This is a genomic window from Borborobacter arsenicus (assembly GCF_003934165.1).
Taxonomy (GTDB): Bacteria; Pseudomonadota; Alphaproteobacteria; order Rhizobiales; family Rhizobiaceae; genus Pseudaminobacter; species Pseudaminobacter arsenicus.
Window position 1 is genome coordinate 1 of the sequence record NZ_ML133509.1, and the last position, 16,952, is coordinate 16,952.

Below are 16,952 nucleotides of genomic sequence, written 5' to 3' on the forward strand. Positions count from 1 at the left end.
CTGGCGGCGCTTGAGGATTCGGACAAGAAGCTTGGCGAGGATGCGATCCGCGAGCTGATGGCGGCGGTGGATTCTTACATCCCGACGCCGGAGCGTCCGGTCGACCAGCCGTTCCTGATGCCGATCGAGGACGTGTTCTCGATCTCGGGCCGCGGCACGGTGGTGACGGGTCGCGTCGAGCGCGGCATTGTCAAGGTTGGCGACGAGCTTGAGATCGTCGGCATCCGCCCGACCTCGAAGACGACCTGCACGGGCGTTGAGATGTTCCGCAAGCTGCTCGACCAGGGCCAGGCGGGCGACAACATCGGTGCGCTTTTGCGCGGCGTTGACCGCGAGGGCGTCGAGCGCGGCCAGGTTCTGGCCAAGCCGGGTTCGGTCACCCCGCACACCAAGTTCAAGGCCGAGGCCTATATCCTGACCAAGGACGAGGGCGGCCGCCACACGCCGTTCTTCACCAACTACCGTCCGCAGTTCTACTTCCGCACCACCGACGTGACCGGCATCGTGCATCTGGCCGAGGGCACCGAGATGGTGATGCCGGGCGACAATGTGACGGTGGACGTGGAACTGATCGTGCCGATCGCCATGGAAGAGAAGCTGCGCTTCGCCATCCGCGAAGGCGGCCGCACGGTCGGCGCCGGCGTCGTCGTGTCGATCACCGAGTAAGTCTGCCTGCCTGCCGGGAGGTTTTGCTTCCCGGTAGTTTTTGCAGCGTTCGAATAACGCAGTCGGCTCTTGAATCGCCGCCTCGTTTGTGAAAGAACGCACCCACCATAGGGGTATAGCTCAGTTGGTAGAGCGGCGGTCTCCAAAACCGCAGGTCGCGGGTTCGAGCCCTGCTGCCCCTGCCATTTCCGGGATGCTGACCCGGTTTTCAAAATAGCCTTTTGCGGGACGATTGGATGGTCTTGAAAAGGGTGTTCGGCAAGTAAGACGGATTAGGCACTTGCATGTGTCCGGAATCGGTTTTATGTAGGTACAACAGACACGCGGCGCGTGGAGCTGGGTAGCCGGCTTTACGCGTCCGAAATGCATGGGCGGAACAAAAAGCGTGATTCGCGCTGGGTTTTGCTACCATGCAGAGGCAATTCCCGGCCAGCGGGGACATCCAAGGGGCCCGCGTGCGGGTCTTTTAAAACAGAGCGGCGTATGGCTTCGAAAACCACCAATCCTTTCGTCTTCCTCCAGCAGGTGCGATCCGAGACTGCGAAGGTGACGTGGCCGTCACGGCGCGAGACGGTGATTTCCACGATCATGGTGCTCATCTTCGCGGTGATGACGATGATCTTTTTCTTCGCTGCCGATCAGTTGATGGCTTTCGCGGTCGAATTGATCCTCGGCATCGGCCGCTGATACCCGGCGAATACGGAGAATTTTGAAGATGACTGCGCGGTGGTACATCGTCCACGCCTACTCGAATTTCGAGAAGAAGGTCGCTGAGGATATTGAGAACAAGGCCAAGCAAAAGGGTCTTGGTGATCTCATCGAGCAGATCATCGTGCCGACCGAAAAGGTCGTTGAGGTGCGTCGCGGCCGCAAGGTCGATGCCGAGCGCAAGTTCTTCCCGGGTTACGTGCTGGTGCGCGCAACGCTGACCGACGCGGTTTTCAGCCTTATCAAGAATACGCCGAAAGTGACTGGTTTTCTTGGTGATTCCAAGCCGGTGCCGATCACTGACAAGGAAGCCGAGCGCATTCTCCATCAGGTCCAGGAAGGCGTCGAGCGGCCGAAGCCTTCGGTGACCTTCGAGATCGGTGAGCAGGTTCGCGTATCGGATGGGCCCTTTGCGTCGTTCAATGGCTCGGTCCAGGAAGTCGATGAGGAGCGTGCGCGCCTCAAGGTGGAGGTTTCGATCTTCGGGCGCGCCGTGCCTGTCGATCTCGAATTCGGACAGGTCGAAAAGGGCTGATCCGGAAGTCCGTGTGCGTCATGGCGTTCACGGCAGGCGAGGGGCGCAAGCCGGTCGCCATAGGGGTGGAAGGACGATGCGGCTCTTGCCAACCGGCATCTTCCGCACCACCAAACTGCAACCGTCGGAAGTTTCCGGCATGAAGACAAGGCAGACAAGAGATGGCTAAGAAAATCGCAGGCCAGCTCAAGCTTCAGGTTCCAGCGGGTTCAGCGACGCCGTCGCCCCCGATCGGCCCTGCGCTTGGTCAGCGTGGCATCAATATCATGGAGTTCTGCAAGGCGTTCAACGCGCAGAGCCAGGAGTTGGAAAAGGGTTCGCCGATTCCGGTCGTGATCACCTATTACCAGGACAAGTCGTTCACCTTCGTCATGAAGACGCCGCCGGTGGCCTACTTCCTCAAGAAGGCTGCGAACCTCAAGTCGGGCTCGAAGGAGCCGGGCAAGACGAAGGCCGGGCAGATCAGCCGCGACAAGGTGCGCGAGATCGCTGAAGCCAAGATGAAGGACCTCAACGCCAACGACGTGGAATCGGCCATGCGCATGGTCGAGGGTTCCGCCCGTTCGATGGGCCTGGAAGTGGTGGGCTGAGATCATGGCAAAGATTGCAAAGCGCGTAGCCACGTCCCGCGAGGGCATCGACGTCAACAAGGCCTATGGCCTTAACGAGGCGATCGAACTTCTGAAGGATCGCTCGAAGGTCAAGTTCGACGAGACGATTGAAATCGCCATGAATCTCGGCGTCGACCCGCGCCATGCCGACCAGATGGTCCGCGGCGTGGTCAATCTGCCGAATGGTACCGGCCGTACCGTCCGCGTCGCTGTTTTCGCCAGGGACGCCAAGGCTGACGAAGCCCGCGCCGCCGGTGCAGATGTCGTCGGTGCGGAAGATCTGGTCGAGATCGTGCAGAAGGGCGAGATCAATTTCGACCGCTGCATTGCCACGCCCGACATGATGCCGCTGGTTGGTCGTCTGGGTAAGGTCCTCGGCCCGCGTGGCATGATGCCGAACCCCAAGGTCGGCACCGTGACCACCGATATCGCTGCGGCCGTCAAGGCTTCGAAGGGCGGTGCGGTTGAGTTCCGCGTCGAGAAAGCCGGCATCGTGCATGGCGGCGTCGGCAAGCTCTCCTTCGACACCAAGGCGCTGGAAGAGAATGTCCGCGCCTTTGCCGATGCGGTCAACAAGGCCAAGCCCGCCGGTGCCAAGGGCGTCTATCTCAAGAAGGTGTCGATCACCTCGACGATGGGTCCTGGCCTGAAGGTCGATCTTGCAAGCATCGCGCCTGTGGCGTGATGTGAGGCCGGATCAGGTCGTGTCGTCGGTCTGATCCTCATGAAGAATTCCGGGTCTTACGGGACCCGGATACCGGAAGCGGAAATGCTTCCGGACATCCTGTCCGAGATTGCAGGCGGTCCCGACCTTAATTCGCATGGGCCTGCATGAGACGGGTGAAGACCAGACAAAGGAGCCATGCTCCGATGGAAGGTTCGAACCGTGTTTGCCTTTTGTCTGCGCACCGGCGTGCTGGTGTGGCGAAAGGGGGCAGGATCCTCGAGCGTCGTTCGGGTGATCCGGAATTCTGGATAGCCCGGCCGGCAAAAGGCAACCCGGCAGGCATTTCGTCATGAAATGGCTGTCAACTGGAGATAGGCAGTGGATAGAGCGGAAAAGCGCGAATTCGTCACGGGCCTGAACGAGGTGTTTTCAGCCACCGGTTCAGTCGTCGTGGCCCACTATGCCGGGCTTACAGTTGCGAACATGACCGACCTTCGGTCGAAAATGCGCGCAGCCGGCGGCACCGTCAAAGTCGCGAAGAACCGCCTTGCCATAATCGCTCTTCAGGGCACGGAAGCCGAAGGCATGAAGGATCTGTTCAAGGGACAGACCCTGATCGCCTACGCGGATGATCCGGTCGCGGCACCCAAGGTTGCTGCCGATTTCGCCAAGGGAAATGACAAGCTTGTCATTCTCGGTGGCGCGATGGGCGCAACCACGCTCGATGCCGATGGTGTGAAGGCTCTTGCCACCATGCCGTCGCTTGATGAGCTCAGGGCCAAGATCGTCGGCATGATTCAGACGCCGGCAACCAGGATCGCGGCAGTCGTCAACGCACCGGCAGGAAATCTTGCCCGCGTTTTCGGCGCCTATGCCCGGAAGGACGAGGCGGCATAAGGCTGTTCCTCAACCTGCATCAACAACATGTGTTCGAACTTTTAAAGGAATTGAAAAATGGCTGATCTGACCAAGATCGTTGAAGACCTCTCGGCCCTGACCGTCCTTGAGGCGGCTGAACTGTCGAAGCTGCTGGAAGAGAAGTGGGGCGTTTCGGCTGCTGCTCCTGTTGCAGTTGCTGCTGCTGGCGGCGCTGCTGCCCCGGCTGAGGCTGTGGAAGAGAAGACCGAATTCGACGTCATTCTCGCCGATGCCGGCGCCCAGAAGATCAACGTGATCAAGGAAGTGCGCGCGATCACCGGCCTCGGCCTCAAGGAAGCCAAGGACCTGGTCGAAGCTGCTCCCAAGCCGGTCAAGGAAGCGGTGGCCAAGGCCGACGCCGAGAAGATCAAGGCCCAGCTCGAAGCAGCCGGCGCCAAGGTCGAACTGAAGTAAGTATTGTGGTTTCGGCGGGTGGCTTTGCTGCCCGCCGGTCCCTTGTGGCGGGACAAGTGTTTGGAAAACCTCTTTCCTGAGGGCCAGCGGCGGCCTTCAGGAAACGGGTTTTCACCCGTTTCGGATGGACCGTCGGCGAGGACGGTCAAGCATTGCAAGGCGCGCCGGCCGAGGCTGCGCCCCAAGAGAGCGAGCTAAGGAGCGACGATGGCCCAGACCCAGACTTTCAATGGCCGCAGGCGCGTACGCAAGTTTTTCGGAAATATCCCGGAAGTTGCGGAGATGCCGAACCTGATCGAGGTTCAAAAGGCATCATATGACCAGTTCCTCATGGTGGACGAGCCCGAAGGCGGCCGCCCGGATGAGGGGTTGCAGGCTGTTTTCAAGTCGGTCTTCCCGATTTCCGATTTTTCCGGCGCCTCGATGCTGGAATTCGTCAAATACGAGTTCGAAGCGCCGAAATTCGACGTTGACGAATGCCGTCAGCGCGACCTGACCTTTGCCGCGCCGCTGAAGGTGACGCTGCGCCTCATCGTGTTCGATATTGACGAGGATACCGGCGCCAAGTCGATCAAGGACATCAAGGAGCAGGACGTCTATATGGGCGACATGCCGCTGATGACGTCGAACGGCACCTTCATCGTCAATGGCACGGAGCGCGTCATCGTCTCGCAGATGCACCGGTCCCCGGGCGTCTTCTTCGACCACGACAAGGGCAAGTCGCATTCGTCGGGTAAGCTTTTGTTTGCCGCGCGCGTCATTCCCTATCGCGGATCCTGGCTCGATATCGAGTTCGATTCGAAGGATGTCGTGCATGCACGCATCGACCGTCGCCGCAAGATTCCGGTGACGTCGCTGCTGATGGCGCTCGGCATGGACGGCGAGGAAATCCTGTCCACCTTCTACAACAAGATCGAGTACAAGCGCTCGGGCGACCATTGGCGCATTCCCTACACCGTCGAGCGCTTCCGCGGCCTGAAGGCGGTGGATGACCTGGTTGATGCCGACACCGGCGAGATCGTCGTTGAAGGCGGCAAGAAGATCACCGCCCGTCAGGCCAAGCAGCTTGCCGACAAGGGTCTGAAGGCGATCAAGGCCACCCAGGACGATCTCTATGGCAGCTATCTGGCCGAAGACATCGTCGACTACGCGACCGGCGAGATCTTCCTCGAGGCCGGCGACGAGATCGACGAAAAGACGCTGAAGGTCCTGCTCTCGACGGGGGCGGAAGAGTTCACCGTTCTCGACATCGACCACATCAATGTCGGCGGCTATATCCGCAACACTTTGGCTGTCGACAAGAACGAGAGCCGGCAGGACGCACTGTTCGACATTTACCGCGTCATGCGCCCGGGCGAGCCGCCGACGCTCGAGACCGCCGAGGCGATGTTCAATTCGCTGTTCTTCGATGCCGACCGCTACGACCTGTCGGCCGTCGGTCGCGTCAAGATGAACATGCGTCTTGACCTCGACTGCCCGGACACCGTGCGCGTGCTGCGCAAGGAGGACATCCTGGCCGTGGTCAAGACCCTGGTCGAACTGCGCGACGGCAAGGGCGAGATCGACGACATCGACAATCTCGGCAACCGCCGTGTGCGTTCGGTCGGCGAACTGATGGAAAACCAGTACCGCGTCGGCCTGCTGCGCATGGAGCGCGCGATCAAGGAGCGCATGTCCTCGATCGAGATCGACACGGTCATGCCGCAGGACCTGATCAACGCCAAGCCGGCGGCCGCTGCCGTGCGCGAGTTCTTCGGTTCCTCGCAGCTGTCGCAGTTCATGGACCAGACCAACCCGTTGTCGGAGATCACGCATAAGCGCCGTCTTTCCGCCCTTGGACCTGGTGGTCTGACCCGCGAGCGTGCCGGCTTCGAGGTGCGCGACGTGCACCCGACGCATTATGGCCGCATCTGCCCGATCGAGACGCCGGAAGGCCCGAATATCGGCCTGATCAACTCGCTGGCGACCTTTGCGCGCGTCAACAAATACGGCTTCATCGAGACGCCCTATCGCAAGATCGTCGATGGCAAGGTGACGCTGGACGTCACCTATCTGTCGGCAATGGAAGAGGCCAAGCATTATGTTGCGCAGGCCAACGCCGATCTCGACAGCGAGGGGCGCTTCGTCGATGAGTTCGTCATTTGCCGTCATAGCGGCGAAGTGATGATGGCGCCGCGCGAGAATGTCGACCTGATGGACGTGTCGCCCAAGCAGCTCGTTTCGGTTGCTGCGGCTCTGATCCCGTTCCTGGAAAACGACGACGCCAACCGCGCTCTCATGGGCTCGAACATGCAGCGTCAGGCCGTGCCGCTGGTGCGCGCCGAAGCGCCGTTCGTCGGCACCGGCATGGAGCCGATCGTTGCGCGCGACTCGGGCGCGGCCATCGGCGCACGCCGTGGCGGCATCGTCGACCAGGTCGATGCGACGCGTATCGTTATCCGCGCGACCGAAGATCTCGATCCGGGCAAGTCCGGCGTCGATATCTATCGGCTGATGAAGTTCCAGCGTTCGAACCAGAACACCTGCATCAACCAGCGCCCGCTGGTGAAGATGGGCGACCGGGTCAACAAGGGCGACATCATCGCCGACGGCCCGTCGACCGATCTGGGCGATCTGGCGCTCGGCCGCAACGTGCTCGTGGCCTTCATGCCCTGGAACGGCTACAACTACGAGGACTCCATCCTGCTGTCGGAGCGTATCGTTGCCGATGACGTCTTCACCTCGATCCATATCGAGGAATTCGAGGTCATGGCGCGCGACACCAAGCTCGGGCCTGAGGAGATCACCCGCGATATTCCGAACGTGTCGGAAGAAGCGCTGAAGAACCTCGACGAGGCAGGCATCGTCTATATCGGCGCGGAAGTGTTGCCGGGTGACATCCTGGTCGGCAAGATCACGCCGAAGGGCGAAAGCCCGATGACGCCGGAAGAAAAGCTCCTGCGCGCCATCTTCGGCGAAAAGGCTTCCGACGTGCGTGACACCTCCATGCGCATGCCGCCCGGGACCTATGGAACCGTGGTCGAGGTTCGCGTGTTCAACCGTCACGGCGTCGAAAAGGACGAACGCGCAATGGCGATCGAGCGCGAGGAAATCGAACGCCTTGCCAAGGACCGCGACGACGAGCAGGCCATTTTGGACCGCAACGTCTATTCGCGCCTGTCAGACATGCTGATCGGCAAGGATGCGATTGCCGGGCCGAAAGGCTTCAAGAAGGGCTCCACGCTCGCCAAGGAGACGCTCGACGATTATCCGCGCTCGCAGTGGTGGCAGTTTGCCGTCGAGGACGAGAAGCTCCAGAGCGAACTCGAAGCCTTGCGCGGCCAGTATGACGACTCCAAGAAGGCGCTCGAGCAGCGCTTCATGGACAAGGTCGAGAAGGTGCAGCGCGGCGACGAGATGCCGCCCGGCGTCATGAAGATGGTCAAGGTCTTCGTGGCTGTGAAGCGCAAGATGCAGCCCGGCGACAAGATGGCCGGCCGTCACGGCAACAAGGGCGTGGTTTCGCGCATCGTTCCGGTCGAGGACATGCCGTTCCTCGAGGACGGCACGCATGCCGACATCGTGCTCAACCCGTTGGGCGTGCCATCGCGCATGAATGTCGGCCAGATCCTAGAGACGCATCTTGGCTGGGCCTGTGCAGGCATGGGCAAGAAGATCGGCGAACTGATCGATGCATATAAGGCAGGTGGCGATATCGAGCCGCTGCGCCATACCATCGAGCAGGTCATCCCGGCCAACGACCGCAACGAGCCGGTGCGCGACTATGACGACGAGTCCATCATTCGCCTTGGCGAGCAGATGCGGCGCGGTGTCTCCATCGCGACCCCGGTCTTTGACGGCGCGCATGAAGCCAACATCAACGAGATGCTGGAACAGGCGGGCCTGCACAGCAGCGGTCAGTCGCAGCTCTATGACGGGCGCACGGGCGAGCCGTTCGATCGCAAGGTGACGATGGGCTATATCTATATGCTCAAGCTTCATCACCTGGTGGACGACAAGATCCACGCGCGTTCGATCGGACCTTACTCGCTCGTCACCCAGCAGCCGCTGGGTGGCAAGGCGCAGTTCGGTGGCCAGCGCTTCGGTGAGATGGAGGTCTGGGCGCTCGAAGCCTACGGCGCCGCCTACACGTTGCAGGAGATGCTGACGGTGAAGTCGGACGACGTGGCCGGCCGCACCAAGGTCTATGAGGCGATCGTGCGCGGTGACGACACGTTTGAAGCCGGCATTCCCGAGAGCTTCAACGTGCTGGTCAAGGAAATGCGCTCGCTCGGGCTCAATGTCGAACTGGAAAACACCCGGGTCGACGAAGTGCCGACGCATCTGCCTGACGCGGCCGAATAAGCCGAAAAATGGCGTGCCGCGGAGCTGAAATATGCTCCGCGGCGACGCTGTTCAGATTGACGGTCGCCCGGCGCGGCCGATTGTACGGATCCGGTGATGCCAGCGAAGCGGCGGCGTTAGAGCGGATCACCAAGGGGCGAGAGCGCCCACCAGTGTTCGAAAGGGACCTTCGGTCCCGATAAGGAGAACGGCATGAACCAAGAGGTCATGAATCTCTTCAACACCAACGCTCCGGCGCAGGTGTTTGATTCCATCCGGATTTCGCTCGCCAGCCCGGAGAAGATCCTGTCCTGGTCGTTCGGCGAGATCAAGAAGCCGGAAACCATCAACTATCGTACCTTCAAGCCGGAGCGCGACGGTCTGTTCTGCGCGCGCATCTTCGGTCCGATCAAGGACTATGAGTGCCTGTGCGGCAAGTACAAGCGCATGAAGTACAAGGGCGTCATCTGCGAGAAGTGCGGTGTTGAAGTCACGCTGTCGCGCGTGCGCCGCGAGCGCATGGGCCATATCGAGCTGGCTGCCCCGGTTGCCCATATCTGGTTCCTGAAGTCGCTGCCTAGCCGCATCGGCACGCTGCTCGACATGACGCTCAAGGACATCGAACGTGTCCTTTACTTCGAAAACTACATCGTCACCGAGCCTGGCCTGACGGCGCTGAAGGAAAATCAGCTTCTGTCGGAAGAAGAATACACCATCGCGGTCGACGAATATGGCGAAGACCAGTTCACCGCCATGATTGGCGCGGAGGCCATCCACGACCTGCTGGCCGGTATGGAACTGGAGAAGATCGCGGGCGATCTGCGCTCGGAGCTTGCCTCGACCACGTCGGAACTCAAGCAGAAGAAGCTGCTCAAGCGTCTCAAGGTCGTCGAAAACTTCATCGAGTCCGGCAACCGTCCGGAATGGATGATCATGAAGGTCGTGCCGGTTATCCCGCCGGATCTGCGTCCGCTGGTGCCGCTGGATGGCGGCCGCTTCGCCACGTCCGACCTCAACGATCTTTATCGCCGCGTCATCAACCGCAACAACCGTTTGAAGCGGCTGATCGAACTGCGGGCGCCGGGCATCATCATCCGCAATGAAAAGCGCATGCTGCAGGAGGCGGTCGACGCCCTGTTCGACAATGGCCGCCGCGGTCGTGTCATCACCGGCGCCAACAAGCGCCCGCTGAAGTCGCTGTCGGATATGCTGAAGGGCAAGCAGGGCCGGTTCCGCCAAAACCTGCTCGGCAAGCGCGTCGACTATTCCGGCCGCTCGGTCATCGTGACCGGTCCGGAGCTCAAGCTGCACCAATGCGGCCTGCCCAAGAAGATGGCGCTCGAACTGTTCAAGCCGTTCATCTATGCGCGCCTTGACGCCAAGGGCTACTCCTCGACCGTCAAGCAGGCCAAGAAGCTGGTCGAGAAGGAAAAGCCGGAAGTCTGGGATATCCTCGACGAGGTCATCCGCGAGCATCCGGTGCTGCTCAACCGCGCACCGACGCTGCACCGCCTCGGCATCCAGGCCTTCGAGCCCACTCTGATCGAGGGCAAGGCGATCCAGCTTCATCCGCTGGTCTGCACCGCTTTCAACGCCGACTTCGATGGCGACCAGATGGCCGTGCACGTTCCGCTGTCGCTCGAAGCGCAGCTCGAAGCGCGCGTGTTGATGATGTCGACCAACAACATTCTGCATCCGGCTTCGGGTGCGCCGATCATCGTGCCGTCGCAGGACATGGTGCTTGGCCTCTACTATCTCTCGATCGTCAACCAGAACGAGCCGGGCGAGGGCATGGTGTTCTCCGACATGGGCGAACTCCAGCACGCGCTTGAAACCAAGGCCGTTACCCTTCACTCCAAGATCAAGGGTCGGTTCCGCTCGGTGGATGCGCAGGGCAATGTCGTTTCGAAGATCTACGAAACGACGCCAGGCCGCATGATCATCGGCGAACTGCTGCCGAAGAACGTCAACGTGCCGTTCGAGACCGCCAACCAGGAGATGACCAAGAAGAACATCTCCAAGATGATCGACACGGTCTACCGCCACTGCGGCCAGAAGGAGACGGTCATTTTCTGCGACCGCATCATGGCGCTCGGCTTTGCCCATGCCTGCCGTGCCGGCATTTCGTTCGGCAAGGACGACATGGTTATTCCGGACACCAAGGCCAAGCTGGTGGCGGACACCGAGGCCTTGGCCAAGGAATATGAGCAGCAGTACAATGACGGCCTGATCACGCAGGGCGAGAAGTACAACAAGGTCGTCGACGCCTGGGCCAAGTGCTCCGAAAAGGTTGCCGACGAGATGATGGCGCGCATCAAGGCCGTCGAGTTCGAGGACAGTGGCCGTCAGAAGCCGATGAACTCGATCTACATGATGTCGCACTCCGGTGCGCGTGGTTCGCCGACCCAGATGCGCCAGCTTGCCGGCATGCGCGGCCTGATGGCGAAGCCGTCGGGCGAGATCATCGAGACGCCGATCATTTCCAACTTCAAGGAAGGCCTGACCGTTCTTGAATATTTCAACTCCACCCACGGCGCCCGCAAGGGCCTGGCGGACACGGCGTTGAAAACGGCGAACTCCGGCTACCTGACGCGTCGTCTGGTCGACGTCGCGCAGGATTGCATCGTCAATTCGCTCGACTGCGGCACCGAAAAGGGCCTGACCATGCAGCCGATCGTCGATGCCGGCCAGGTGGTTGCGTCGCTAGGCCAGCGCATTCTCGGACGCACGGCGCTCGATGACATTAACCATCCAGTCACTGGCGATCTGATCGTCAAGGCCGGGACGCTGATGGACGAGCGCGACATCGAGCAGATCGAGAAGGCCGGCATCCAGTCCGTCCGCATCCGCTCGGCGCTGACCTGTGAGGTCAGGACCGGCGTCTGTGCGGTCTGCTATGGGCGCGACCTTGCCCGCGGAACCCCTGTCAACCAGGGCGAAGCGGTCGGTGTCATCGCCGCCCAGTCGATCGGCGAGCCGGGAACCCAGCTCACCATGCGTACTTTCCACATGGGCGGTACGGCGCAGGTGGTGGATAGCTCGTTCCTCGAAGCTTCCTATGAGGGTACGGTCTCGATCCGCAACCGCAACGTGGTGCGCAACTCCGATGGCCAGTTGATGGTCATGGGCCGCAACATGGCGGTTCTGATCCTCGACGAAGCCGGCAAGGAACGCGCCGCGCATCGCCTGACCTACGGATCGCGCATCTTCGTGGATGATGGCGATAAGGTGAAACGCGGCCAGCGTATCGCCGAGTGGGACCCCTATACCCGTCCGATCCTTACGGAAATCGAGGGTACGGTGGCGTTCGAGGACCTGGTCGACGGTATCTCCGTGCAGGAAACGGCGGACGAATCGACCGGTATCACCAAGCGCGAGGTTATCGACTGGCGGTCCACGCCACGTGGCTCGGACCTCAAGCCGGCGATCACCATCCTCGATGCCAAGGGCAAGGTCGGCAAGCTGGCCAAGGGCGGCGATGCCCGCTTCCAGCTGTCGGTGGAGGCCGTTCTGTCGGTCGAGCCGGGTGCAAAGGTTCGGCCCGGCGACGTCATTGCCCGTATTCCGATGGAAAGCGCCAAGACCAAGGACATCACCGGTGGTCTGCCGCGTGTGGCCGAACTGTTCGAGGCTCGCCGCCCGAAGGACCATGCCATCATCGCCGAGATCGACGGCACGATCCGCTTCGGCCGCGACTACAAGAACAAGCGCCGTATCGTCATCGAGCCGCATGACTCCACGCTGGAGCCGGTCGAATACCTGATCCCGAAGGGCAAGCCGTTCCATCTTCAGGACGGTGACGCGATCGAGAAGGGCGACTACATCCTCGACGGTAACCCGGCGCCGCACGACATCCTGGCCATCAAGGGCGTGGAGGCACTTGCCTCCTATCTCGTCAACGAGATCCAGGAAGTCTACCGGTTGCAGGGCGTGTTGATTAACGACAAGCACATCGAGGTGATCGTTCGCCAGATGCTGCAGAAGGTCGAGATCACCACGCAGGGCGATTCGACCTATATTCCGGGCGATCATGTCGATGTGATCGAACTGGACGAGGTCAACGAGCGTCTGGTCGAGGACGGCAAGAAGCCTGCGGAAGGTCAGCCGGTGCTGCTCGGCATCACCAAGGCCTCGCTGCAGACGCCGTCCTTCATTTCGGCCGCTTCCTTCCAGGAGACGACCCGCGTGCTGACCGAGGCGGCTGTGGCCGGCAAGACCGACATGCTGCAGGGCCTGAAGGAAAACGTCATCGTCGGCCGCCTGATCCCGGCTGGCACCGGCGGCCAGATGAGTGCAATCCGGCGCATCGCCACCTCGCGCGACGAACTGATCCTCGACGAGCGCCGCAAGGCGTCCGGAGCGGAAGTCGCCGAGCCGATGCTGACCGACATGGTCAACGCCGCACAGTAAAGGCTTAGGTGGTGATGTATTGTTAGAATACCCGCCGTCTGCAAAACTTCTGACAAAAGAGCCGCCGGGTTAGCCGGCGGCTCTTTGTTGTGACCAGTCCCCACCCGGGGAGCTTTTATTGCCTGAACGAATATGCGAGAAAGCCCTGGGAGCGGGGGATTTGACGCATGGCGGGCTATGTCAGCCATAAGCTGATAGACCGGAAGTTTATTTCCGACACATCGAACATTGTTGGCGAGGCGTTTGATCGCGCGCCTTTTGACTCGTCTGGATGGAGCGAGGCAGTCGACATTCTCTCCGGATCTTTTCCTGGATCTGCGGTTGCGCTTAAGAACGTCGACCCTGCCGCGAGGACGTTGCGATTTGACTGTATCGAAGGATTCGATCCGGATTTTATCCGGTCATTCCGGGACTATTATATGCAAGTCAATCCCTGGCTCGATTGCTTTGCCAAGGTAGGGCCCGGCAGTATAATCATCTCGGAGCGTGATTTCCCCGCACGGGATTTTGCCCACACTGAATTCTACAATGACTGGCTGATCCCACAAAAGAATGTGGAAGCGGCGTCCGCGATCATGCTGGAAGCATCAGCGACGGATATTATTGTCCTGACAATGCACTATCCGTTGGGTGGAGCGGAAATATTTGATCGATCGACATCGGAAGTGCTCTTGCGCGTTCGCGGCCAACTCAAGCGTTCGGTCGAGATGGCCCGGACATTCGAACGCATCCTTGGCCAGGAGCGATCCGTATCCGCCCTTCTCGCGCGGTCTGACGACATCGCATTCGTGATTGACGAGGAGAGGTGTCTCGACGCGGCAAGCGAGATGGCTGAGGTACATTTTCGTTCACGCCATCTGATCTCGTCCAGGCTGAATGTGGTTTCTGTTTTGATCCCCGACATCGATTCGTGGCTGCGGCGAACCCTTCATTGTCTGGCCAGCGATGTTCCTCTCGATTCGACGTCGAGAATTTTCCGTCATGGAAAGGACGTCCATCAGATTGTGGTTGGCCTGTTGCCGAGAAGCATCAGTTCCCTGCCGATCTCCTGGCGTCGGCAGTTTCTGGTGACAATCCGCACGCTTTCGGCGTCGAGCGATGATCAATCGGTGATGGAGTTCGGATCGGCCTTTGGCCTGACGCCGTCGGAAATACGGCTGTGCAGCGTGCTTGCGCAAAATTATACGCTCAAGGAAGCGGCAGATACGCTTTCCGTGACACATGAGACGGCGCGCCAGCGATTGAAGACCATTTTTCAGAAAACCGGCACGAACAGGCAAAGCGAACTGGTGGCTTTGCTCAAGCGGCTGATGTGATTGATGATCCACCACTCCCATATGGGAGTTTCGAGGCCCGGCCATCGAGCGATATCCCTACTGTCGGTTTTAATATTCAGGCAGTAGGGGATACTTATGCTTTCAAAGAAGACCATGATCGCCGTTTCGATCATTCCGCTGGCGTTGGCATTGGCCGGCTGCAAGCACAATGATGATTCAGCAGAAGGGCCTGGTGGCCCCGGCGGCCCTGGTGGACCGGGCGGGGGGCTCGTGGCGGGTGACTACATCGCGACCAAGGCGACGGATACGGCTGCGGCCGCTGTGAAAGATGGCAAGACCCTGACCGCCGCAGCCAGCAATTCGGCAACAATCGAGTTGGCCTATGGCGCCCGCACTGCAAAAGCCGTGGATCCAGCAGCATTTTCGGTCAAGAAAAATGCCCAGGGCGGCATGGACATGACTGTCAATGGCGAGACGGTGAGTTTCGCGGATGGTGACAAATTCGTCGAGCCCGACGGCAAATCCTACGAATGGGAAAATGCCCGCGGCTTTCTCTCATCCCACACCTCGGACACGGCGAGTATTCTTGACGGGACCGACGAGAGATATCTGCAGGTCTGGCAGTATGACAGCGACAAGAACGGCGTTGGAACGATTGGCTATGCGGTGGTCGGTGCGGAGACTGCTCCGGAGACGGTGAAGGCTGAGGCCAACGCCACCTATAAGGGCCGGGCGCGTGTCGATACCCGTCAGGAGGCCGATATAACGGACCGCGTTGGTGTGCGTGGCGACCTGACCCTTGCCGCAAAATTCGATCAGGGCTCGGTTTCCGGTTCGATCGACAACATCGAGGCTCGCCAGCGCAACGTGGATACCGGCAACAAGTGGACTGGCTGGATGCCTGTGAATGGTGCGGCAATCTCGCTGACCGAATCCAAGATCAGCGCCAATGGCTTCACCGGCGGTGGTGTCGTCGGTAACGCAGCTGCCAATACCGCGATCGACGGCAATCTGAACGGCAGCACCTATTCAGGCCGCTTCTATGGTCCGAATGCGGAGCAGGTCGGTGGCGTGATCTCTGCGAAGGGCATCAGCGAAGGCGGCAAGTTCGTCGGAGCCGGGTTCTTTGCGGGTGAAAAGCAGTAACGGGTGGTCTGAAGGACAGCCATTCCGGGAGCCAAACGCGCCAGTCGCGTTTGGCTCCCTCTTTTGGAAGTACCCCCGATTACGGTGTCGAATCAGTGCATTTTCGGTTGATTTTCGTTCTCGCCGGCGCGCTGTGGCTTGGCGCCGGGCTGCCGTCCGTGGCAGCGGCCGCGACTGTCGGCGAGCAGGCGACGCATGCTATCCAGCTTGTCGGGCAGGGGGACTATGAGACAGCGCGCTCCGTGCTGCGCCAGGCGGTTTCGGGACGTCCCGACGCTCCGCTGCACCTTGCGCAGCTTGAAGGGCTGATCCTGCGCCAGCAGGGAAGAAATCGCGAGGCCGTGGAGGTCTTCCGATTTATCCTTTCGCGAGAGCCGAATTTCACCCCCGCCCGAATCGAATTGTCCAGCGCTTTGACCGATTTGGGTGATTCGGATGCAGCGCTGCACCAATTGCAAATTATCGAACTAGGCTCGAACGATCCCGAAATCCGCCGCCAGGCGCGTTCCTTCGGCGAGAGCGTGAAAGACCAGCGGCCCTATGGCTTTTCCGGTTATCTGAGTGTCCTTCCCTCGACCAATGTCAACAGGGGCTCCGGCCACGCCGTGGTCAAGGTGGGAGACATGGATTTCGAGATCGACGAGGAGGGCCGCAAGCAAAGCGGCGTCGGTTTCGGTGCGGGCGGCAATGCCTATCGCAGCTTTTATCTCGACAAGCAGAGCCGGCTGACATGGGCAGGCTCCGTCGATCTCAAGAATTACAGCGGAAGCGGGTTCGACGAACTCTCGCTATCCACCAGCCTTTCGCTGGCCAGACGCTTCGGGCGGCTGGAATTGCAGGCTGGACCTATCGTCGACTACCGTCTGCTCGCCTGGGAGCCCTATGCCTTCCGCTATGGTTTCTCGCTGGGTGGGTCTTTCGAATTGGGGCCGCATGTCAATGACCATGGAATCGGGACCCCGTATTTTCGCGTAAAAGGGACCCCCTGCTTGGGTTGATGAAGGGCACGGCGGTGAGCGCCCGATCAGGCGAAGCTGGTCGGGGTTGCACAGCCTGATCGGGCGCGGCTGATTGGCTTTTCGGCTTAGCTTTGAGAGCGGCTCTTGAAGCGCCAGGATTCGTTTCCGGTCTCGACGATCTCGCAGTGATGGGTGAGCCGATCGAGCAGCGCTGTGGTCATCTTGGCATCGCCGAAGACGCTGGGCCATTCGCCGAATGAGAGGTTGGTGGTGATGATGACGCTGGTGCGCTCGTAGAGCTTGGATACGAGGTGGAAG

At 60.4% G+C, this 16,952-nt stretch carries 13 protein-coding genes and 1 tRNA gene; 13 read left to right on the forward strand and 1 reads right to left on the reverse strand.

What is annotated here, in order from left to right:
* From EET67_RS02710 to EET67_RS02770, 13 genes are all read left to right on the forward strand, one after another.
* Nucleotides 1-666 (forward strand): EF-Tu C-terminal domain-related protein (locus tag EET67_RS02710; RefSeq protein ID WP_245450691.1); only part of this gene is annotated, 666 nt, incomplete at its 5' end.
* A 109-nt stretch (nucleotides 667-775) separates the two neighbouring features.
* A tRNA-Trp gene (locus EET67_RS02715) sits at nucleotides 776-851 on the forward strand.
* Nucleotides 852-1,149: 298 nt separating this feature from the next.
* On the forward strand, nucleotides 1,150-1,353 hold the full coding sequence (gene secE, locus EET67_RS02720) for a preprotein translocase subunit SecE (RefSeq protein WP_128624687.1): 204 nt from the start codon (nucleotides 1,150-1,152) through the stop codon (nucleotides 1,351-1,353).
* Between the two features lie 28 nt (nucleotides 1,354-1,381).
* Entirely contained in the window at nucleotides 1,382-1,909 is a 528-nt protein-coding gene (gene nusG / locus EET67_RS02725) for a transcription termination/antitermination protein NusG (protein WP_128624688.1), read from the forward strand.
* Between the two features lie 161 nt (nucleotides 1,910-2,070).
* The gene (gene rplK / locus EET67_RS02730) at nucleotides 2,071-2,499 is read left to right on the forward strand and encodes a 50S ribosomal protein L11 (protein ID WP_128624689.1); all 429 of its coding nucleotides are present in this window, start codon (nucleotides 2,071-2,073) and stop codon (nucleotides 2,497-2,499) included.
* 4 nt (nucleotides 2,500-2,503) lie between these two features.
* Nucleotides 2,504-3,205 (forward strand): 50S ribosomal protein L1, encoded by a 702-nt coding sequence (gene rplA, locus EET67_RS02735; protein WP_128624690.1) that lies wholly within the window; start codon nucleotides 2,504-2,506, stop codon nucleotides 3,203-3,205.
* A 360-nt stretch (nucleotides 3,206-3,565) separates the two neighbouring features.
* Complete coding sequence (gene rplJ / locus EET67_RS02740) at nucleotides 3,566-4,084, forward strand: 50S ribosomal protein L10 (RefSeq protein WP_128624691.1); 519 nt, start codon at nucleotides 3,566-3,568, stop codon at nucleotides 4,082-4,084.
* Nucleotides 4,085-4,141: 57 nt separating this feature from the next.
* Complete coding sequence (gene rplL / locus EET67_RS02745) at nucleotides 4,142-4,519, forward strand: 50S ribosomal protein L7/L12 (RefSeq protein WP_128624692.1); 378 nt, start codon at nucleotides 4,142-4,144, stop codon at nucleotides 4,517-4,519.
* A gap of 207 nt (nucleotides 4,520-4,726) precedes the next feature.
* Complete coding sequence (gene rpoB, locus EET67_RS02750; RefSeq protein ID WP_128624693.1) at nucleotides 4,727-8,863, forward strand: DNA-directed RNA polymerase subunit beta; 4,137 nt, start codon at nucleotides 4,727-4,729, stop codon at nucleotides 8,861-8,863.
* A 192-nt stretch (nucleotides 8,864-9,055) separates the two neighbouring features.
* Nucleotides 9,056-13,252: a DNA-directed RNA polymerase subunit beta' gene (gene rpoC, locus EET67_RS02755; RefSeq protein WP_128624694.1), complete on the forward strand. Its 4,197-nt coding sequence runs from the start codon at nucleotides 9,056-9,058 to the stop codon at nucleotides 13,250-13,252.
* 167 nt (nucleotides 13,253-13,419) lie between these two features.
* Nucleotides 13,420-14,568: a helix-turn-helix transcriptional regulator gene (locus EET67_RS02760; protein WP_128624695.1), complete on the forward strand. Its 1,149-nt coding sequence runs from the start codon at nucleotides 13,420-13,422 to the stop codon at nucleotides 14,566-14,568.
* A 96-nt stretch (nucleotides 14,569-14,664) separates the two neighbouring features.
* Nucleotides 14,665-15,675: a HupA family protein gene (locus EET67_RS02765; RefSeq protein ID WP_128624696.1), complete on the forward strand. Its 1,011-nt coding sequence runs from the start codon at nucleotides 14,665-14,667 to the stop codon at nucleotides 15,673-15,675.
* A gap of 95 nt (nucleotides 15,676-15,770) precedes the next feature.
* Complete coding sequence (locus EET67_RS02770) at nucleotides 15,771-16,673, forward strand: tetratricopeptide repeat protein (protein ID WP_165899777.1); 903 nt, start codon at nucleotides 15,771-15,773, stop codon at nucleotides 16,671-16,673.
* Nucleotides 16,674-16,759: 86 nt separating this feature from the next.
* Here the strand turns inward: EET67_RS02770 and EET67_RS02775 are convergent.
* Nucleotides 16,760-16,952 (reverse strand): ATP-binding protein (locus tag EET67_RS02775; RefSeq protein WP_165899778.1); only part of this gene is annotated, 193 nt, incomplete at its 5' end.

Excerpts from the sequence above, each read along its gene's own strand:
- nusG (WP_128624688.1), top strand. The coding sequence starts at position 1,382 with ATGACTGCGCGGTGGTACATCGTCCACGCCTACTCGAATTTCGAGAAG.
- rplK (WP_128624689.1), top strand. The coding sequence starts at position 2,071 with ATGGCTAAGAAAATCGCAGGCCAGCTCAAGCTTCAGGTTCCAGCGGGT.
- rplL (WP_128624692.1), top strand. The coding sequence starts at position 4,142 with ATGGCTGATCTGACCAAGATCGTTGAAGACCTCTCGGCCCTGACCGTC.
- EET67_RS02765 (WP_128624696.1), top strand. The coding sequence starts at position 14,665 with ATGCTTTCAAAGAAGACCATGATCGCCGTTTCGATCATTCCGCTGGCG.
- rpoB (WP_128624693.1), top strand. The coding sequence starts at position 4,727 with ATGGCCCAGACCCAGACTTTCAATGGCCGCAGGCGCGTACGCAAGTTT.
- rpoC (WP_128624694.1), top strand. The coding sequence starts at position 9,056 with ATGAACCAAGAGGTCATGAATCTCTTCAACACCAACGCTCCGGCGCAG.
- EET67_RS02760 (WP_128624695.1), top strand. The coding sequence starts at position 13,420 with ATGGCGGGCTATGTCAGCCATAAGCTGATAGACCGGAAGTTTATTTCC.
- secE (WP_128624687.1), top strand. The coding sequence starts at position 1,150 with ATGGCTTCGAAAACCACCAATCCTTTCGTCTTCCTCCAGCAGGTGCGA.
- rplA (WP_128624690.1), top strand. The coding sequence starts at position 2,504 with ATGGCAAAGATTGCAAAGCGCGTAGCCACGTCCCGCGAGGGCATCGAC.